Raw genomic sequence first — 20,431 nt, 5'->3', positions numbered from 1 at the left:
AAGATGCCTCTATGGTGTGATATTTATATTAATTCTGCATGAAAATTCTCTGAAAGCCGGGCATAAATAGTTTGTTTCCACAAAGTATATCCCTTTTTACTTAAATGGAGACCATCTGGTTGAAAATATTCTTTATCGGGATATCCATCTTTATTCAACATCTTGTTATATATATTGATGAATCTCCAATTATCATCCCGCTTAATGATCTCATTTTCAATAATATTATTGGTATACCGGAGTGAGTTTATGAGATCCCAGCGTGCTATACTGGGTTTAATGGACACATAATAGCAAGGAATAGAGCCAAACCTTTGCGATATTTGATTGGCAAGCTGTTCAAAAAAGATAAAGATTTCTTCCGGGTGCCTTCCATCACCCAGATCATTATCACCTGCGTATACAACGATAGATTTAGCATCATAAGGAGCAACAACACGATCAAAAAACCAGGAACAGGCCGCAAGTGTTGAACCACCAAAACCCAAATTAATTGGCTTAAAGGGTTTAAAGTCGTCAAATAGCGCATCCCACAGCCTTATCGATGAACTTCCGTAGAACAGCGTTGACGGTTCATATGTTAGTTTTAATCTTTCTTTCTCAAGTCCTTTAACTTCTTCTTCGTACCAATACATACACTTAGCTATAATAGGGATAAAAGTATAAAATTACAGCTAAATGCCAATATATACCGAAGTATTGCGGCTCAATTATTATTCAACTCCTGGAAAAACCGCCATTGTAAGCCCGTTTTATTTGCCTGTACCATTATTTTGCCGGGTATTATTAAACGTGGGGTTTAACCTAAAATATTTATTTCCCTCTTCAAAGTTTACCACGTAATCCGATTTAAAATGAGTGCTCTTCAAATAATAATCAGTAGTTATGATCTGTGCTCCTGAATTACAGGCGGCTATAAAATCACTTTTATCATTTGCACGGGCCTGCTCGGTATCTGAATCGGCACGGGTACGGATGATATATCCTTTTTTAACCAATTCCTTTATTTCCGGATCTTTAGGGTTATTTCTGATCATCATAGCAGCCTCTGGATTGCCCGGATCGGTGTTAGTAAACAAAACCCTGCCTTTCAAGGATGGATGATCTTTAATGTACAGATCCCGGCAATCCTTAGTATTATCCATTATAAATATAAACTTGCCACGGGCTGCTTTTAATGTTGGCCAATTGCCATGTAATACAGCGCTTTCCAATGTCGCGTATTTACCCCTGATCATGTCGGGAGTTATCAGGCTATTGCCTAAACCATCTCTGATATCCTTGTCCAACTCGTCAAGTGTTTGTTCAGTGAACTTTTCTGGAGCAGTACGGTTTGGATCTTTTGGTTTCTCATCCTTAGGCTCCAGGGTAATAAAAATGGGATTATGATCCGGATGCGCATCAGACCATGTTTTTAACTGTTTTAAACCATCTTTAAAAGTTAAACAATGACTGCGAAAATCAAGATCAATGATATGAAATACCTTAAAGCCCGGTTGCTTCATTTCACCTTCGGGATCAAACGGGGGTTGATCTTTCACCCAATCCAAGCCCTTAGGATGCGCATACTTCCCGCCTTTCGAATCGGCATAAACATCAATCTCTAAATTTAACAATCCCATATTCAACTGATCTGATAAACCAATATGCTCGTAATCGATCTTTTCTGCAGCTTCGGGGTTTTGTTGCTGAAAAGCCTTAAATAAGGTGGGATATATAGCTTCTTTATAACTATTGTGTGATCCTATCACCTGTATTTTATTCATAGGTATATTGTCATCACCATCACTCCACTGGCGCAGAGGTAAAATCAGTATCAAAAGTATACTTAAAAGGGTTTTCATGTTGATTATGGAGTTGTTATTAATTTAGCAAATTACGATGATATACTTTTTATTAAGGTGTTACAACCAAAGTTAAAAATTGTGTCAAAATTGCTTCTCAGATATTTCATTTAGATTAACTGTTCGTTAACAATGATAATAGCTAAAGGTTACGGAATAAAAATCAAACAATAATGTTGATCTCAGTCAATACCACAAAAACCCCTATTAGTTTTATTTGTTTAATTTTATATCAACCCAATAACAAACCACTTGGAAAGAATTTCAGCAACCGATCTTATTTTAAATGACGATGGCAGCATTTATCATTTAAACCTACTTCCTGAAGATATAAGCGACACTATTATTTTGGTTGGCGACCCGGACAGGGTGCCCAGGGTCAGTCGTTTTTTTGACCATATAGAATTAAAAAAAGGCAAACGTGAATTTATTACACATACAGGTAGCATTGGTAGTAAACGGATTTCGGTTATTTCAACAGGTATAGGCACTGATAATATAGACATTGTGCTAAATGAACTGGATGCTCTTGTAAATATCGATTTTAATGCGCGTTCAGTCCACCCCCAACTTCGCAGCATCGACATTATTCGCATTGGCACTTCCGGCGCAGTACAACCCGATATCCCCATTGATAGCCTGCTGATATCATCAGGTGCCTTTGGCTTAGACGCGCTTATGCATTTTTATGAACATCAGCTAAGTGATAACGACGAACAATTTTTACAAGAATTTCATAAAGCCATTACCACCCACTTCGATCTTAAACCCTATTATGCCCCCGCAGGAGAGATACTGCTCAAACAATTAGGAAACATAGCTTCGCACGGTATAACAGTTACTGCTCCAGGGTTTTATTCGCCCCAGGGTCGGCAGGTACGCGCAAAATCATCTACACCTAACCTTCTATCTATACTTTCATCATTTAAGGGTTCTGATGGCTCGCAAATTACCAACCTGGAAATGGAAACCGCTGGAATATATGGCCTTGCCGCCTGTTTGGGTCACCAAGCACTTTCATTTAATGTGATCCTTGCTAACCGTTCAACAAATAAATTCAGTACTGATCCGCTTAACGTAATGGATCATTTTATAGAGTTGATACTAAATACGATCAGCATGTAAAACTAAATTACTGATTATGAGACTAATTAAAACAATTTAAAAGAAGTAACAGCGACACGAAATATTGGGTCATTAATTACATTCATTTTTCTGGATAAGTCACTGAGGATTTAGTAATTAATTACATTGTTTATTATTAGTTAATAAAAAACAAAAAACTGGGTTTACATGTAAACCCAGTTTTTTTACAATATATCACCATAACTATCTTATTTACAATTTATTATAACAATGTAAACCATAAATTATGTAAACCATGTAAACCCACTTTTGGGGATGTACAAATAAACTGGCTTATGAAAACAAGCTCTATGTATCAAAAATTATAACAACTATAATTTCTCTCTTTTAAAAAATTGTTGCAAAGTATCTGGGGCTGTCATTAAAAAAGTTTGTATACCCAATTTTTGAGCAGCCGCCAAATGTTGAGGGCTATCATCAATAAATAGAGTTTCGGAAGGGTTTAGATCGTTTTCGCTTAATACCAACTCAAAAATTTCTGATTCGGGTTTGCGTTTACCTGTTAAATGGGAGTAGTAAGTTTTTTCAAAAATGTGATCATTACTATCAAACCCGAAATCAGTTTTCAGATAGTTCATAATGTATTCGTAATGGATCTCGTTGATATTACTCAACAAAAACGTACGGTACTTATCCTTTAAATGTAGTAATAATTCATGGTTGCCATCCTCGATTCCGAGCAGCATACTATTCCAGGCCGCATTAATTTGATCATTGGTAAGTTCAGGATTGCCTGTTTTTTGCCTGATATAGTCGCGGAATTGATCGGCAGTAACTTCTCCCCTATCAAATTTGTCAAAAATTTCATCCTGTTGTTTATGCCCAAAAAAATCAGCTGCATTATTGATACCCAACTCTTTCCAAGCTGCCTGACCCTTTAAAAAGTCCAGACTAAATATAACGTTACCGTAATCGAAGATGATATTTTTAATATTTTCCATAAAAGCGTTTTGTAATTTGACGGCAAATATGTAAAATTGCACCCGCAAACAAAAACAAAATAACCGCGCCTATAGCTCAGTCGGTTAGAGTAGAAGACTCATAATCTTTTGGTCCCTGGTTCGAGCCCAGGTGGGCGCACAAAGTGGAGGCTTTCCACAACCGAAAACCCCTTAAATCGCTGATTTAAGGGGTTTTTCATTAATTATACCTTGACTAACCCTTCCTAAAGCCAAAGTTCTCGTTACCTATCCGACTACCTGTTTTTAATTTTTAACTAAGGTAACACAAACCCATTCAATTAATTGAATAACAGTTTGTTATAATGTTAAAAGTTGTATTTTTCAAGCAGCTTGTAAATCAACGCAACCTCGGCCACGCTGATCACATAAAATAAACTTTTTACGGCAACATAATAAATCCGGGCGTTTGGCTGCAGGGTTAGCAGCAAACAACCGGAAGACATCGGTAAGGTAATAACACCAGAATACCATATTAATTATAAACAGGGGTATCGCTATGCTCAGGGCGGCAAAGACTAATACCGAATACACCTTTTTACCTGCTTCTTGTAATTCTGTTTTTAACAAGGCTGTGCTTAACAAAAGTAAAACGCCGCCTGCCACCAGGATGGTTTAGCGTGTTTGCTGTTCGGCAGCGGTGTTAACCCAACTGAGAACTCCGGATACTATTTTTGCTTTTCATATGGGTGTTTCACCCGAAGTTTTAAGCGTGCTACAGGAGGAATATATTTCTTAAACCAGCTTAAGTTTTCTGGAGATAGCTATAGCCATCTTTGTGTTGTACAGCTAACTAAAAAACACAGCGATGAAGATCGTAGTTGCACTGAGTAAGCCGGTTAAATCACTGGTATTTAAAATTCTTCCACTGCTATCTCTGAAAGCGATATTAAACGGATCGGCAAGGTGGTGCCGGTTCTTAGATCTCAATTGTTGATTAAAAAAAGCAAAACGAAATGAAAAACTTTTTATTTGGGTCTGTTTTAGACCCCAAAACGCTAGATAACGGCCAGGACGGTAAAGAAACGACAAAAGATTTTGATCCTAATGAGGAAAGCTTAACCGAGGGTGGCGAATATATGGACGATGCCTTGAGAATGGTAGAGCAGCCCTTTCAATCAAATATTTGATATTGTTGAAAAAAATCTAACTATGGTAGCTTATAATATGGAAATCAAAAATGCGGGTCCGATATTAAGAGACCTGTTAACTGCAATTGACAACTTTAATATTAAAGAGCATGTTTATGTAAGTAGCAGGATATCCAAAGGACAATCAGCACTACCCGGATCCGGGGCATCGTTAAGTGAATTTGGCATCACAGAATTACCCCTCCCTGGTATTTTTAACATTTTGGGAATACGCAGCCTTACTTTAAATTCAAGTCAAGGTCTGCAAGCACTTTCCCGGCTGAATGTTATTACGTCCACAGTGGAAATGGAAAAACATACACTGCAACTTTTTAAGGACAGCGAAGTGATCAAAGAACTTCAATTCCTGTTTCGCAATTGCCGTGTAATCGCTTTTGACGACTGGGCCACGCTAAGTGAAGCTTCTGTTGCGTGGGATGGGCTGCTAATCGATGTCATTAAGCCGCTTGGCAAAACCGATCAGGAATATATTTTTTACCTGGGCGATGCTATGCGAAAGCTTTCTTTTGAAGTGGATGAAGCGCTTGATTTAATCAGCGCCTTTTCGCTGCACGGAAAAGTGATGGTTGCACTGGATGAAAATGAAGCTATCAAATTATGGATGATATTAAATGGTGTACAACCGGGTACAGCAATTGCAGAGCAGTCTTTTTCAGATCTGAAAAAGAAGTATTTTTCGATTTTCAGAACTATGAACATCGCCAATCTCCTGATTTATTCAGCAAACGACGCCATATTATATTCCGATGACGAACAATTTGTTCTTTCGCGGAGGAAAGTAGATCACAACATAGAGATTGCTTCAGACGCCCGGCAAAATTTTATTGCCGGCTACAGCCTGGGCTTGCTTATGCGGTTGGACATTGGTCATTGTATTGCACTCGGCCTTATTGTGTTTGGTTCCAGGGGTGAATTACAATCGGGTCCGGAACGAAAGAACCTGTGCGCTTACATTCAAAGCTGGATTCAGGACCTGCAAAGCCCCGAAGGCGTACAGCTCTACCAGGACAATTAATAAGACACGCATCGTTTGTAGTCTTGAAACTGCTGAAGCAAGCCATCCTCCAAGGGAGGCTTTTCGGGCTTCACTTTGGTGCGCGCCGAACCCTTAAAACCTCGGTGGAGCGATTTGCAAAACACATACCTGGTGTCGGCGCCTCAAGGACTATGGAGCGGCACAAGCTATGTAATGAAGAATTTCATTTATTCCGCAATTTTGCGGAGGGAGAATAAAGTACTTATACTCCGCATTTATATAATTTACAAGTCTATTTAAATTAAATCTATTTTCAAGTAACTTACGCCCATGACTACTTTAGCGGAATTTAAAGCATCATTAAATTTAGATGAGCCGGTTAGAACGCTCTCTGTTCAATTGAAAAGTCTTTGGTATGATGCTAAAGGAAATTGGCATAAGGCACATGAACAGGTTGATCAGCTTAAAGATCAGCAATCGGCTTGGGTACACGCTTATCTTCATCGTAAAGAAGGTGATATTTGGAATGCTGACTACTGGTATAGTAAAGCAGCACTTATCCGTCCTAACCTATCTTTGGGAGAGGAATGGGAACAATTAGTACTCCATTTTCTACGATAGCTCAATGTCCGCCGGTCGGATTTTTCCCTGCCGTTTGGTGGTATGGAGAATAAAATAAAATGCGGTACGACCAAGGCCTATATCTCCAAAGTTGAGAACAACCTAAGATGTACGGATTTCGACACTTCAGAATATTGTTGAAAAGGACCTGAATGGCCATTTACAGCTATCATTTCGATTGTAATAGTGAACTGATTTTTGAGTATAGATAAGAAAGGAGTTATAATGTCCATCAAAAAAACAGTCCGTGAATGGCTAATTAGTTAGAAACACCGATGCGAAATTTGGCTACACAAATGGCGATCTTATATTTGCATCTTATCATCATCTAAATGAGCATAGCAGAACGAAAATTGGAAGAGAAGCAGGAAATGCACAAACGCATCCTTGACGGTGCACGTAAGATATTTTTAGAAAAGGGCTATGAAAAAACCACCATGCGCAATATCGCGGCAGAGATCAATTATAGCCAGGGTTCACTTTATTTCTATTTCAAAGATAAGAGCGAGATCTTTCACGAGCTGCACAAGGAAGGGTTCCGGCTCCTGCTTAACCGGTTAAAAATACTGGACAAGGTCAGCGATCCATTTGAGCGATTAAAGGCCGCCGGACGCATTTTTATTCAGTTTGCGCAGGAAAATAAAGACTATTACAACCTGATGTTTATCGTTGAAGAACCCGTCAAAAATTCTCCGTCGGGCGGATTTCAAATCGCCCAGGAAGTGATCAGTTATATGCATAGGATTATCAAAGAATGCCAGCAGAAAGGTAGGTTTAAAGGTATGGATGCAGATTATTTTACTTTCATGATCATTTCTGTAGTTCATGGCATTTGTGCCCTGTTCTGCAGGGACCGTACAACCAGCTTTGAAAACAAGACAAACGAAGAACTGATGGAGCATGGCTATGAGTGCTTTGTTTCACTGCTCGAAACGAGTTAGTTTTTTTGACGCATAATTGAACTTAATTAAATTAATAGCAGCGACTAAAATATATTAAAAATTCGAACCATTTACCGTGTTGCTCTGACTGTGATCTGTAGCATTGCGCGGCATTAAGATCGAAAACTCACAAGCTGATTTCTACTAATACACACTCCAAATATGCTTTTGAGGTATTCAAACCCGAAGGGAAAGCTTATTTATTAAAACGCTTTATGTTTGGCATGGTTACGGCAACCATCAACCGCTTATTCCAAAACGAGCCAGCAATAAGCCGTCAGAAGTAAACCGAGAGCTGATGATACCTGTTTAGTGACCTATTCCCCTTATGATAAAAGTTGAGTGATACAATTACATTTTAATGTAATGTTTTGGAAAATAAAAATTAATATTTGTTTTATTGAACATTGTTCAATAAAATTGCAGCGTTTTATTATCAGAATCAATAGACATGAGACAGGTATCTATCACAGGAAGCGGCCCCGGGCTGGAAACAGCCCGGCGACCGGCAGGTCAGAACAACAGGGCAACGCTGGTCGCCCAAAGTAAAGGTCGTGTTAATAAGGCCCTAACAAGCTTGCCAGGTGGTGTTCACATGTTCTTTGTCGCTGATTGGTGTTGGACAGGTGAACGTCCATCTTGTATTTGTACATTAATTATTAAAATGAGTATAACAGAAAGAAAACAGGAAGAGAAGCAGGAAATGCATAAACGCATCCTTGATGGTGCACGTAAGATATTTCTTGAAAAAGGATATGATTATACCAGTATGCGCAATATTGCCGAAGAGATCAGTTATAGTCCAGGGTCACTGTATAATTATTTCAAAGATAAAAGCGAAATCTTTCATAAGTTACATAGAGAAGGCTTTCTCCTGCTAATTAACCAGTTAAAAGTATTGAATAAGGTAAGTGATCCCTTTGAGCGCCTAAAGGCCTCCGGCCGCGTATTTATCCAGTTCGCACAGGAGAACAAGGACTATTATAACCTCATGTTCATTGTTGACGAACCGGTTAAAAATTCCCCATCTGAGAGATTTCAGATCGCCGAAGAAGCGATCAGTCACATGCAAGGTATTGTAAAGGAATGCCAGCAGAAAGGGAGGTTCAAGGATATGGATACAGAATACTTTACTTTCCTGATCATTTCCGTGGTTCATGGCATTTGTGCGCTTTGCTCCAAACACCGCACCACGAGTTTCGTTGGCAAGAGCGATGAAGAACTAATGTCACATGGATACGAGTGTATTGTAGCGCTGCTTGAGAAAAGCTAACTTTTTTTAAGTTATTATTGAACAACGTTTAAATTTATAACAATGATTAAATATATGTCAAAAATCCCAAACATGTACCGCATGATTCTGGCTATGGTCTGTATCGCACAAATCCATGCCGCCAATGCTCAGGGCAAACTGGATGAGTATATCCGGGAAGGCCTAGCCTCTAATGAGAGTATCAAGCAACAAAACTTTGTACTCGAAAAAAATATCTACGCGCTAAAGGAAGCCAAAAGCATGTTTTTGCCCGAGGTTACCTTTTCAACCACCTACACGAAAGCTGATGGCGGGCGTACGATAGATTTCCCGACCGGCGATCTGTTTAACGGAGTTTACGCCACACTAAACCGGTTGACAGGCAGCAACGCCTTTCCGCAGTTGCAAAACCAAAAGATCCTGCTCAACCCGGACAATTTCTACGATGCTAAATTCCGCACGACACTTCCCATTCTGAATGCGGAACTGATCTATAATAAGCGGATCAAAAAGCAGCAGGTAGATCTGCAAAAAGCCGAGGTATTGCTTTATAAGCGCGAACTGGTCAAAGAGATCAAAACTGCTTATTACAATTACCAGAAAGCCGTGTACGCGACCGGTATTTACGAATCTTCACTCCGGCTGGTTGATGAAGGGCAAAGGATCAATACGAAGTTGTATGAAAACAGCAAAGTAAACCGGACGGTGGTGCTCAGAAGCCAAAACGAAGTGTCGCGGATCAACGCCTCGCTCATCAGTGCCAAAAAAACAGCCGAATCAGCACGTTACTATTTTAACTTCCTGCTTAACCGCCCGCTTACAGACAGTATTGGTTCAGATAATATTACGGCGCTCCCTGTCCGGGAACAATTACTGGGAAACAGCGTTAGCGGCAGGGAAGAATTGTCCAAGCTAAGAATAGCTAAAGATATCAACGGCAACCTGACCGGGCTGGCCAAATCTTACATCGTTCCCAAGTTAGGAACCTTTATCGATCTGGGTTCGCAGGCTTTTGACTGGAAGTTTAACAGTAACAGCCGTTATTACCTGTTCGGGGTTTCCCTGGAATGGAACCTGTTCTCTTCCGGTAAAAACAATTACCGTGTGAAACAGGCGATTGCCGACCGTGAGGCACTGGCCTCACAGACCGATTACGTACAGCAGCAATTGCTTACCGAACTTAAAGTTCGCCAGGCCGATATGCAAAGCGCCATTGCGCAATACGAGGCCGCACAATCCCAATTAAAAACCAGTCAAACCTATTATGGTGATATGCTGAAGTTATACAAACAGGGAATGGCCATTTACATTGAATTACTGGATGCCCAGAACCAGTGGATCGATGCCCAACTTCACGCCAATATTGCCCTTTACGACACCTGGATCGCAGATGCAGCCATTGAACGCGCCAACGCCAGTTTCACCATTCAATAAAAATAAGATCATGAAAAACCCCGAAGGGCTCTTGAATACCTTAAAAAACAAACAATCATGAAAAAAATACAATTATTCAGCATTACCATAGCGGCCTTAGCCTTAATGGCTTCCTGTAAAGAAAAACACCAGGAAGGTAATCCAATAGGAGAACCGGATATCATCCCGGTTAAAATCGCCCCGGTGTCTACCTTAGGCGTACCCGATCAGATCACCGCCACAGGCCTGGTCAGTACGGAGGATGAAGCCAAATATGCCTTTAAGATAGGCGGCGTGATTAGCCGGATCCTGGTACAGGAAGGCCAATTCTTTAAACAGGGCCAATTGCTGGCCACACTCAATTCTACTGAAATTTCAGCAGGCCTGGCGCAATCCACTTTGGGGGTAGAAAAGGCACAGCGTGACTACAGCCGTGCAGTAAATCTTTACAAAGACAGTGTTTACACCTTAGAGCAATTGCAGAATACCAAAACAGCTTTGGATGTTGCCAAAAAAGCCCGTGAAGCAACGGCCTTTAACGAGCGCTACTCTAAAATATATGCAGCATCTGACGGTTTTGTAAGCAAGAAAATAGCAAACGAAGGCGAGGTTATTGCCGAAGGGATGCCGGTACTGCTGACCAACTCTACCGAACAGCGAAACAGTTATTCACTTAAAGTTGGCGTGACCGACCGTGAATGGGCCATCATCAAGCCCGGACAAACAGCCAAAGTAACGCTCGACGGTTATGCCGGTCAGGCCTTTGATGCCACCGTGTTCCGCAAGTCGCAGGCGGCTGATCGTGAATTGGGTTCGTTTCAGATAGAACTGAAACTGCAATTAAACGGCATAAAACCCGCGGTTGGCATGTTTGGTAAAGCGGAGATAGCCACTCATCAGGATAAAAGCGCGATGACCATCCCATACGCCTCTCTCGTGGAAGCTGACGGCAATAAAGGCTTCGTGTTTACTACTATCGGCACAACCAGGGTAAAAAGAGTACCGGTTACCATCCTGAAGTTTGATAACGAAAATGTATACCTCAAGGATAAACTGGAAGGTATAGACCAGATCGTGATCTCCAACAGCGCCTACCTCAACGAACAATCTTTTATTAAAATTATCAAGTAAGGCCATGAAGATCACCAATTTTGCAGTCAAGAACTATCAGTTCACGCTGATCATATTCCTTTTGGTAGCAGTTGTCGGCGTGCTTACGCTGTTTACCATGCCCCGTTCGGAAGACCCGACCACACATGCACCGCAATATATCATTACGGTTATTTACCCGGGTACCAGTCCCAAGGATATGGAAGAACAGGTAGTAAAACCCATCGAAAATAAAATCTATGGACTGGAAAACATTGAAAAGATCCTGACAACCGTAGAGGACGGTGTGGCGGTTATCCAGCCAAAATTTAAATATGGTGTTGACGTGGACAACAAATACCAGGAAATATCCACGGAGATCAATGCGCTAAAAAACAGTGAACTTCCTAAAGATATCTATCTGATCAAAACAGAAAAGGTATCCTCATCAGACGTAAAAGTTTTGCAAGTTGCCCTAGTTTCAGACCAAGCTTCCGGTAAAATGCTGCGAGACGAAGCAGACATCCTTAAAACGCAATTAGAAAAGATCACCAATCTGAAAGAGGTGAAATACTTCGGTATGCCCGAGCAGGAGATCCGCATAGATATGCAGCTGGATAAGCTGGCTCAATTGAAAATACCGCTTAATGTGGTCATCGGCAGTTTGCAAAGCGAAGCCGCGGATATCCCCGGAGGGAGTGTTAACCTGGACAGCAAGGTGTTTAACGTAAAAACCAGCGGCAAATTTAAAAACGTTGAAGATGTGGCCAATACGGTGATCTACAATGCCAATGGCAAGATCATCTATCTGAAAGATGTGGCAGACGTGAGCTACAAAGATGGCATCGTCGACCATATTACCCGTGTGAACGGGCACCGTTGTATCCTGGTTACGGCGGCCATGAAGGACAATGTGAATATAGCCAGCGTTCAGAAAGAATATTTACCAGTATTGGAGGAATTTGGTAAAACCCTGCCGGAGAACATCCGCATGGTCAAAAACTTCGACCAGGCCAATATGGTATCCGAACGTTTAGGCCATCTTGGCTTTGACTTTGGGCTGGCTATTGTGCTGGTGGTAGTAACCCTTCTTCCTTTAGGCTTCAGGGCATCGCTGATCGTGATGATCTCCATCCCGCTTTCCTTAGCCCTGGGACTCATTGCCTTAAACATGTTGGGCTATTCTTTAAACCAGTTGAGTATTGTTGGCCTGGTGGTGGCGTTAGGATTACTGGTGGACGACAGTATTGTGGTGGTGGAGAATATTGAACGCTGGCTCAGGGAAGGGCATTCGCGTTGGGATGCCATATTCAAAGGAACGCAACAGATCGGTGTCGCGGTTGTTGGTTGTACCGCAACGCTGGTTATCGCGTTTTTGCCGCTGGCATTCTTACCCGATATAGCCGGTGAATTTATCCGTAGCCTGCCAATGGCCGTCATGACCAGCGTACTGGCATCCATGATCGTAGCGTTAACACTGGTTCCTTTCCTGGGTAGCCGGATGTTAAAAACCCATACCCACGGCGAGGGTAACTTCTTCCTGAAGCACCTGCAAAGGTTTCTGACCAGATCATACAGCCGCATCATGCCGCTTGCTCTAAAATGGCCCAAAGCCACTATCAGCATATCATTAGCCTTAAGCGGACTTGCCTTTTTTCTGTTCACTTTAACCGGGTTTAAGCTTTTTCCCACTTCTGAAAAACCAATGTTTCTGATCAATATCAAACTGCCCCTACAGGCGGATATCCCGGAAAGTGACCGGGTAACTAAACTGGTAGAAGGTGAATTGAAGAAACACAAGGAGATCGTTTTTTATACCTCTAATGTAGGTAAAGGAAACCCCCAGATCTATTACAACGTGCATCAGCAGGATGTAAAGCCCGATTTTGCCCAGGTATTTGTTCAACTGGATGAGGAGGCAAGTCCCGGTGAAAAAACGGAACTGATAAAACGACTGCGAAAGAAGTTCAGCGACTTCCCTTATGCCAAGATCGAAATCAAAGATTTTGAACAGGGAACACCTATAGAAGCGAATATTGTAGTAAGAGTATTTGGTGAGAACCAGGATACATTACGGTCCCTTTCATTTAAAGTGGAAGAGATCCTGAGGAAACATCCGGGCACTTTCTTCGTCAACAACGAACTCAATACCTATAAGTCGGATGTTAAAATAAAGATCGATAAGGAAAAGGCCCGTACTTTGGGTGTGCTGACCAGTGATGTGGACAAAGTGGTCCGCCTGGCAGTCGCCGGGTTAACCGTAGGGGACTACATTGATGACCGGGGCGATTCACGCAACGTAGTGATCACCATGCCCAGGGACAAGTTTTCCAATTTAAATGCGCTAAAAAAACTTTATGTCAATAATGTACAGGGCACCCCGGTGTTGGTAGACCAGATCGCTACGATCTCCTTTGAAACCTCGCCTACAGCGATCAACCATTTTAATAAATCCCGGTTTGCCAAAGTTACGTCGCTTACGAAAGAGCATGTACTGGCCAATGACATTTTGAAAGATGTTGTTCCGCAATTGAATAAATTAAAGATGCCGCAGGGCTATTATTACAAGCTTTCCGGCGAGGCCGAGTCAGAAGGTGATACACTGGGCGGCAATTTCCTTTCCGTAATTATATTGAGCACCTTTCTTTTTATCGGGGTCCTGCTGCTGCAGTTTAAGACCTTTAAAGGGATCATTATTGTGCTATCGATCATTCCTTTAGGTATCCTTGGCGGGGTGGTATTACTACTGATGACAGGCAACCCGATGTCACTTGTCTCTATTATCGGATTCATCGGCTTATCAGGAATACAGGTTAAAAATTCACTGTTGCTGGTAGATTTTACCAACCAGTTACGGCTCGAAGGCCATAGTATTGATGAGGCCATCAACATGGCAGGCGAAACCCGCTTTCTGCCGGTAGTGCTTACATCCATAACGGCCATCTGTGGCTTGCTGCCTATTGCCCTGAATCCCAATCCACTGATTGCACCTTTAGCTATTGTGCTAATCGGCGGACTGATCAGTTCTACTATCCTTTCGAGGATCGTGACGCCGGTGATGTATAAACTGATCCCGCCAAGCCTCGAAAATGACTTATAGAAATGAAAAACATGCTTTAAGAACTTAATTATATAACACCTTTTAAATATTTTATGATGAAAATTAAAAATGTCACCGTTTTCGGATCTGGTGTACTGGGTGCACAGATCGCTTTTCAAACTGCCTACCACGGTTATCATGTTACCTTGTTCGATATCAAAGAAGAACTGCTGGAGCAGGCAAAATTGAAGTTCGAACAGTTCAAGCAATTTTATCAGCAGGATTTGAATGCCGCTCCCGCTGATCTGGATGCCGCCGTACAAAGGATCAGTTTCACAACAGATCTGGCCGGATCGGTTAAAGACGCCGATCTCACTATCGAAGCCATTCCGGAAAGTATTCAGATCAAGAAGGACTTTTATAAAAAGCTAAGCCCTCTGGCTCCGGCAAAAACAATTTTTTGCACGAACTCATCTACGCTCTTACCAAGCCAGTTCGCTGCTGAAACCGGCAGGCCGGAACGATTTTTAGCGCTGCACTTTGCTACCAATCTCTTGAAGAATAATTTGGCTGAAATTATGAGGCATGACAGCACAGACCCCGAAATTTTTGATCTGGTAGTTCTGTTCGCTAAAACCATCGGCATGGTGTCAATCCCACTTTATAAAGAACAGGCCGGTTACATTACAAACTCACTTTTAATACCTCTTTTAATAGCAGGTGTGGATTTGTTCCGAAATGGGGTTGCAGATGTAGCATCTATTGATAAGACCTGGATGAAAAGTTTAGGCGTTGACATGGGGCCAATGGCAATGATAGACTTTGTGGGTATGAATACTGCTTATAATGTCACGAAATTATATGCAGAATTAACCGGCGGGGAGGTATGGAAAAAAAGACGGGATTTCCTGAAAGAGAACTTCATTGATAAAAACAAGCTCGGTATATCTACAGGAGAAGGTTTCTATACGTACCCAAACCCGGCATATCAAAATGCTGATTTCCTGAAATAGAGATAACCTCAAATGTACCTATAAACAAAATTCAAAAATCACTAACATAAATTTTAATCCACATGAAAGAATACATATTGCTCACCGGCGCATCGTCCGGTATTGGCTATGAAATGGCCAATCAATTAGCAGCCAAAAGCTTGAACCTGATATTGGTTGCCCGCACTGAAACCAAATTACAGCAAATGCAAACTGAACTAACAAACAAGTATGGAATACTGGTTCAGTATTTCGTTGCAGATCTCTCTGATGTAAATGCTGCTAAAGACCTTTACAAAAATGTTCAACAGGAAAATTTATTAGTAGCCCACCTGGTCAATAATGCAGGTGTAGGCAACTATGGCAATTTTACTGAAACATCATTGGAAGAAGAACTGGACATGATTCAATTAAATATTTCCAGTTTGATAGTACTTACCAAGCTCTTTGCAAAAGATATGGTCAGCCGCAAATCCGGTAGAATTATGAACATAGGATCATTGCTTTCATTTTTGCCATTTCCATATTTTGCTGTTTATTCTGCTACTAAAGCTTTTGTATTGGCATTTAGTGAAACGCTCGCTGCCGAATTAGACGGCACCGGCGTTATTGTTAATTCTCTTTACCCCGGCACGGTAGATACGGGTTTTACCACCGAGAAGATGCAATCTACAAATCTTCATAAAACCAAGCCAATGCATCCCAAAGAAGTGGCAGCGCAAGGTGTGAAACATCTTTTATCGGGAAAAGGAAAAAAAGTAGTTGGCTTTCAAAACTGGTTTAACTCCAAGCTGTCAAGTTTTGTCCCTGATAATATTATGATGAAGATCAAAAAGAAATTAGCCAGTCAACAATAAAGAACTAAGTTATAAATGAAATATTTCACACAATCAAAACAACAAATACAATGAAAACAACAAAATTATTTGGTAACAATATCGCAGTTGGGACAACATGGTTATTTGTTAAAAATATCATCATCAATGCCAATCTGAATACCGGGATAATTAGCACTGGTCGAAATAGGCAATTTCAGAACTTTCTTAATTTGAGATGTTCCTGATAATATATCAACATCCAAAAAATAAGGCGAACCTTCAACTGATTTTTTTAATTTTTCAACTTTTTGGGAAAAGCTATCATATCCCATCAATAATTTAACTTCCTCCAATTTGGTTTTAAAATCATCAGTCAATAGGCCGACTTCTTTTAACTCATGAATATCATTGTCTGTATTAATATCTGATAAAAATTCTTTTGCATTTAATCTGTTACTAATATTCTCTATGACTTTCTTCGCAGTAAGTAAATCTATACAATCAATTAAAAATGGCACTTTAATGGTTATTTTTTGACTTCTGTGCATAGCCTTCAAGTCGACTAAAAAAGCTTTGTATTTAAATTTGCGATAATCATCATTTACTGAGTGTATCATTTTCTTTAGATGTTCAAGTGTATAAGGTTCAATTAAGTTAATTCTTGCTATTTTAATAAGCCATAAAGCTAACATTTTAAGTAATTTTTTCATACTTAATAATATAGCTAACAACTACTTAGAAATGTAGCCCATTTTCTCTATTGAGCACTTATATCTACTTTATTGAAATATAGCAGAACATTATTTCCTTCGGTAGTCATGTGTGACACTGCCGCCATATCTGATTCATCCAGATATGTATAGAATGTTAACTTTTGATATTTTGCCTTGTAATGCAGGGCATACCATTCATATATCTGTTTCTCTGTAGAATTTAAAACCTTATAAGTCTTCTCTGTTTTAACTGCATCAGAAGGATTTGGTAATTCATTTAAACTATTTACAACAATATTATCTTGTTGTTCACTTTTCGATGTCGCATCTGATTTACTTTTATCCACAGAGTTATCAGTAGCTGATGATTCACTATTGACATTTGAAGTTGGTTTTAAATTTGATTCACATTCTGTACCTCTTACTGTAAATGGACCGTGTTCACCCCAACTATATGTAATATCTTCAAAATGAATTGTTGCATCAGTACCATTTATTCCTACACCATGCCATTTACATAACCATTCATTATTAGGTCCATAATATTCTTTTTGGTAAGACTCACCCCAATCTTTAACTAAATCTTTATAATGCTCATCTTTTAATGCAGGTGCAATAGATTCGCAAGAGCTATATTGTTTAGAATGGGAACATGACGTGGCAAAAAATACAGTTATAATTAGAAGTTTTTTCATTGAATTACGATATGATTTAGATATACAATAATAGGGATTTAAATCCCTATCGTAAAACAAATCCTTTCTCTTTCATTGTGGATGATTAAGGGGAATAAACAAAGGCGTAATGAAAAGGCTATTTTGACCTTAGCAACCAATATTAGAAAATATCGTCAAGAGCGCAATTTAACGATTGAGGAACTTGCCAATCTTATTGAAGTAGACTATTCACAAATAGGCAGAATGGAGAGAGGCATAGTAAATCCCAATATTTCAATTGTATTTGATATAGCAAAAGCTCTTGGAATAAAGGCATCTCAATTACTTGAAGAATAGTAAATCCCACTTATAGATTATATAATCTATAAACTTATAAATACCTTTAAATCAGCACTTTAACTTGTTAGTATCAGTTATTTTTCGTAACTTTGTTTATGGAAAAACGCTTCAACTCTTTACTTCAGTTAATTGATTTTTTTAAAGATGAATCAATCTGTAAAGAGTATTTAGCTCAACAGCGTTGGGGTAATACCGTTACCTGTCCTCATTGTAAACACAATAAAGTATATGTAACCAATAGGGGTTATAAATGTGCTGATAAGGCATGTTATAAAAAATTCTCAGTTACTACTGGTACTATCTACGAGAATACCAAAATATCATTAAGAACATGGTTTGCTGCCATGTATCTCCTTACTGCTCATAAAAAAGGAATATCCTCCCATCAACTTGCAAGAGATTTAAATATCACTCAACGTACAGCATGGTTTGTTCTTCATCGTATCAGAGAAATGTTAAAAGAAAAAGCTCCTAAAGCTTTAAGTGGTGATATTGAAGTCGATGAAACTTTTGTTGGCGGTAAAAATAAAAACAGGCACAAGGATAAAAAAATTGAGGGTAGTCAAGGTAGAAGTAATAAGGATAAAAAGCCAGTATTGGGTATTGTTCAAAAGAAAACATTCGAAATTATAGAAAGACCACATAAGGTCATTGCAGGTAAAACAGTTAAAGAAAAAATTATAACAGAACCATCAAGAGTTATATGTCAAGTCATTGATGATACAGATGCTGTTACATTGCAAACAATTTTAACATCTAATGTTGAATTTGATTCCACGATAGTATCAGATGCATATAAGTCTTATATAGGCTTAGAGTTGACCTATAACCATATTAGGGTAAAGCATACCGAAGGAGAGGATAAATATAAAACAGTAGGTGAGCACCATACAAACACGATAGAAGGGTTTTGGACTTCGTTAAAGAGAAGTTATATAGGAATATATCATTACATGAGTCCAAAGCATTTACAGAGATATTGTGATGAGATGAGTTTCAGGTATAACACGGTAAATTCAACGGATTGTTTTAGATTTGAGCAAGCGGTAGGTAGAGCGGAGAATGCAAGAATAACTTACAAGCAATTGATTGGAGATGGCAAAAAAGGAAGAAAAGAAGATAGTACACTTGCCGGAAGTAACTTTAGAAGGCAAGAAAATATCAAAGAAGAAATCAATCACGAAAGATTTAGAGGTGAAGCCGAATTTCGGGGAAACATTAGCGGTAAATCTGAGTTTTGAGGAATTGATTAAATTAAGTGTATCTATGCCTGATGGTGATAATACATCTGATATACAGAAAGTAGAAAAGACATTAAAAAACTCAAAAAAAGGTAATTCAAAGTATTTATAATAAACTACTTGATTTAAGTAAGTTATCATTTATATTTATAATAAAACAAAACGAATGGCACTAAAAAAAGTTAATGTAATTGATTTAGGAGTATTTTTATTGTTGTACTGTGAAAAAAATGAAATCAGTATTAATCACTTTAAGCTTCAAAAACTACTTTACTATATACAAGCATGGCATTTAGTTTACTTTAACGGTGTTTCTATTTTTGATGAAGAACCTGAAGCTTGGGTTAATGGACCTGTTTATAGAACAATATATGACTACTTGAATAAAAATCAAGCCCATATAAATTTGAAACTTGACCCAAAACTTAAAGGCGATATGGATAAGTTTATTCAAGATTCTAATGAAAAGCTAAACCTTACCAAAGAACAAAATGAATTTTTAACATCAATTTTAAATCACTATGGTTTAATGAGCCATGAAAAACTGATATTTCTTACGCATAAGGAAGCACCTTGGAATATTGCGAGACAAGGTTTAGGTGATTTTGAATATTCCAATCAGAAAATTTCATTAAAAAGTATGTACCAATATTACACTGGTTTTTATACTAAAAGGACTGCACAATAATGAAATTTGATGTTTTTACAAATTCAGAGGACTACTTTGAAGAAGACAAGAAATATAAATTTGGAATTACTACAGATGGTAAAGAAATATTGGATAATGAAAAGGAAACTGTTCTTATAGCATATGATTACATTGATATAGATATCACTGATTATTGTTTCGACCAATCCTGCTTAGATGGTGACGATGCTTATCACTACTTTTTCACCTTAAAAGAATTTTCGAAATTAACCACAAAAAAACTAACAACAGAATTACATCACGAATATCATTTTCACATATATTCAAAACCAAATTCTAAACTGATATCATTAGTTGAAAAAATATCAGGTACAAGTTTTACACCTGAAACCCAACCGCTAATTGGACAATTTGCATTATATACTGAAGAAAATGCTTCTCGTTCATCAGGTACGAAATCTCCAAGAATATATTTTATCATAGGAAAAAATGCTGTAATGCATATATTATTTTATGACCCTTTTCATGAAATCAATCCGGGAAAACCTGAATGATATATTAGTATCCTCT

General features: G+C 39.1%; 20 protein-coding genes, 1 tRNA gene and 1 pseudogene. 16 read left to right on the top strand and 6 right to left on the bottom strand.

The genetic code is table 11. The annotated features are described in order from the left end of the window. Positions 1 to 23 precede the first annotated feature (23 nt). Positions 24 to 635, bottom strand: coding sequence for a GDSL-type esterase/lipase family protein (locus tag BLR84_RS16885; RefSeq protein ID WP_090470476.1), 612 nt, complete (start codon positions 633 to 635; stop codon positions 24 to 26). Positions 636 to 752: 117 nt separating this feature from the next. Further along, entirely contained in the window at positions 753 to 1,844 is a 1,092-nt protein-coding gene (locus BLR84_RS16880) for a phosphatidylinositol-specific phospholipase C1-like protein (protein ID WP_090470474.1), read from the bottom strand. A gap of 252 nt (positions 1,845 to 2,096) precedes the next feature. On the opposite strand from BLR84_RS16880, the gene BLR84_RS16875 reads away from it, so the two are divergent. After that, positions 2,097 to 2,969 (top strand): nucleoside phosphorylase, encoded by an 873-nt coding sequence (locus BLR84_RS16875; RefSeq protein ID WP_090470472.1) that lies wholly within the window; start codon positions 2,097 to 2,099, stop codon positions 2,967 to 2,969. A gap of 332 nt (positions 2,970 to 3,301) precedes the next feature. Here BLR84_RS16875 and BLR84_RS16870 read toward each other — a convergent pair whose 3' ends face one another. Continuing rightward, entirely contained in the window at positions 3,302 to 3,931 is a 630-nt protein-coding gene (locus BLR84_RS16870; RefSeq protein WP_090471038.1) for an HAD family hydrolase, read from the bottom strand. A gap of 65 nt (positions 3,932 to 3,996) precedes the next feature. Here BLR84_RS16870 and BLR84_RS16865 point away from each other — a divergent pair. Next, positions 3,997 to 4,070, top strand: a tRNA-Ile gene (locus tag BLR84_RS16865). A 203-nt stretch (positions 4,071 to 4,273) separates the two neighbouring features. Here BLR84_RS16865 and BLR84_RS29730 read toward each other — a convergent pair. Then, entirely contained in the window at positions 4,274 to 4,519 is a 246-nt protein-coding gene (locus tag BLR84_RS29730) for a hypothetical protein (protein WP_143013926.1), read from the bottom strand. 386 nt (positions 4,520 to 4,905) lie between these two features. On the opposite strand from BLR84_RS29730, the gene BLR84_RS30085 reads away from it, so the two are divergent. The 10 genes from BLR84_RS30085 to BLR84_RS16815 all read left to right on the top strand — a co-directional run bounded on the left by BLR84_RS30085 (position 4,906) and on the right by BLR84_RS16815 (position 16,281). Continuing rightward, the gene (locus tag BLR84_RS30085; RefSeq protein WP_176852090.1) at positions 4,906 to 5,079 is read left to right on the top strand and encodes a hypothetical protein; all 174 of its coding nucleotides are present in this window, start codon (positions 4,906 to 4,908) and stop codon (positions 5,077 to 5,079) included. A 22-nt stretch (positions 5,080 to 5,101) separates the two neighbouring features. Next, complete coding sequence (locus tag BLR84_RS16860) at positions 5,102 to 6,115, top strand: hypothetical protein (protein WP_090470470.1); 1,014 nt, start codon at positions 5,102 to 5,104, stop codon at positions 6,113 to 6,115. A 291-nt stretch (positions 6,116 to 6,406) separates the two neighbouring features. Further along, entirely contained in the window at positions 6,407 to 6,697 is a 291-nt protein-coding gene (locus tag BLR84_RS16850; RefSeq protein ID WP_090470466.1) for a hypothetical protein, read from the top strand. Between the two features lie 332 nt (positions 6,698 to 7,029). After that, positions 7,030 to 7,638 carry a TetR/AcrR family transcriptional regulator gene (locus BLR84_RS16845; protein ID WP_090470465.1) on the top strand — a complete coding sequence of 203 codons (609 nt, stop codon included), beginning with the start codon at positions 7,030 to 7,032 and terminating at the stop codon, positions 7,636 to 7,638. 451 nt (positions 7,639 to 8,089) lie between these two features. After that, positions 8,090 to 8,911 (top strand): TetR/AcrR family transcriptional regulator, encoded by an 822-nt coding sequence (locus BLR84_RS16840; protein WP_090470462.1) that lies wholly within the window; start codon positions 8,090 to 8,092, stop codon positions 8,909 to 8,911. Between the two features lie 54 nt (positions 8,912 to 8,965). Beyond that, positions 8,966 to 10,324, top strand: coding sequence for a TolC family protein (locus BLR84_RS16835; RefSeq protein WP_218128371.1), 1,359 nt, complete (start codon positions 8,966 to 8,968; stop codon positions 10,322 to 10,324). A 57-nt stretch (positions 10,325 to 10,381) separates the two neighbouring features. Further along, the gene (locus BLR84_RS16830) at positions 10,382 to 11,434 is read left to right on the top strand and encodes an efflux RND transporter periplasmic adaptor subunit (RefSeq protein WP_090470460.1); all 1,053 of its coding nucleotides are present in this window, start codon (positions 10,382 to 10,384) and stop codon (positions 11,432 to 11,434) included. Positions 11,435 to 11,438: 4 nt separating this feature from the next. Then, positions 11,439 to 14,492 (top strand): efflux RND transporter permease subunit, encoded by a 3,054-nt coding sequence (locus tag BLR84_RS16825; protein WP_090470458.1) that lies wholly within the window; start codon positions 11,439 to 11,441, stop codon positions 14,490 to 14,492. 53 nt (positions 14,493 to 14,545) lie between these two features. Next, on the top strand, positions 14,546 to 15,445 hold the full coding sequence (locus BLR84_RS16820; RefSeq protein WP_218128369.1) for a 3-hydroxyacyl-CoA dehydrogenase: 900 nt from the start codon (positions 14,546 to 14,548) through the stop codon (positions 15,443 to 15,445). 62 nt (positions 15,446 to 15,507) lie between these two features. Further along, positions 15,508 to 16,281 (top strand): SDR family NAD(P)-dependent oxidoreductase, encoded by a 774-nt coding sequence (locus BLR84_RS16815; RefSeq protein WP_090470454.1) that lies wholly within the window; start codon positions 15,508 to 15,510, stop codon positions 16,279 to 16,281. A 101-nt stretch (positions 16,282 to 16,382) separates the two neighbouring features. On the opposite strand, the gene BLR84_RS16810 is transcribed toward BLR84_RS16815, so the two are convergent. Further along, the gene (locus BLR84_RS16810) at positions 16,383 to 16,952 is read right to left on the bottom strand and encodes a hypothetical protein (RefSeq protein WP_090470452.1); all 570 of its coding nucleotides are present in this window, start codon (positions 16,950 to 16,952) and stop codon (positions 16,383 to 16,385) included. Positions 16,953 to 16,999: 47 nt separating this feature from the next. Then, positions 17,000 to 17,650, bottom strand: a complete 651-nt coding sequence (locus tag BLR84_RS16805; protein WP_090470450.1) for a hypothetical protein — start codon at positions 17,648 to 17,650, stop codon at positions 17,000 to 17,002. Positions 17,651 to 17,731: 81 nt separating this feature from the next. Between BLR84_RS16805 and BLR84_RS16800 the strand changes: the two genes are divergently transcribed. The 4 genes and pseudogenes from BLR84_RS16800 to BLR84_RS16785 all read left to right on the top strand — a co-directional run bounded on the left by BLR84_RS16800 (position 17,732) and on the right by BLR84_RS16785 (position 20,415). Further along, positions 17,732 to 17,968 (top strand): helix-turn-helix domain-containing protein, encoded by a 237-nt coding sequence (locus tag BLR84_RS16800; protein WP_090470448.1) that lies wholly within the window; start codon positions 17,732 to 17,734, stop codon positions 17,966 to 17,968. Positions 17,969 to 18,066: 98 nt separating this feature from the next. Continuing rightward, positions 18,067 to 19,008, top strand: a pseudogene (locus BLR84_RS16795) (IS1595 family transposase); the annotation flags it as partial. A 370-nt stretch (positions 19,009 to 19,378) separates the two neighbouring features. Next, positions 19,379 to 19,900: a Panacea domain-containing protein gene (locus BLR84_RS16790; RefSeq protein WP_090470446.1), complete on the top strand. Its 522-nt coding sequence runs from the start codon at positions 19,379 to 19,381 to the stop codon at positions 19,898 to 19,900. Continuing rightward, a complete protein-coding gene (locus BLR84_RS16785; RefSeq protein ID WP_090470444.1) occupies positions 19,900 to 20,415 on the top strand; it encodes a hypothetical protein in 516 nt (171 codons plus the stop codon). Before BLR84_RS16790 ends, BLR84_RS16785 begins: the two co-directional genes overlap by 1 nt. The last annotated feature ends 16 nt before the right edge of the window (positions 20,416 to 20,431 follow it).

It is taken from the genome of Mucilaginibacter sp. OK268, from assembly GCF_900103125.1.
Lineage (GTDB): Bacteria > Bacteroidota > Bacteroidia > Sphingobacteriales > Sphingobacteriaceae > Mucilaginibacter.
The sequence above is the reverse complement of the archived record's forward strand: the minus strand, read 5'-3'. Positions and strand labels throughout refer to the sequence as shown.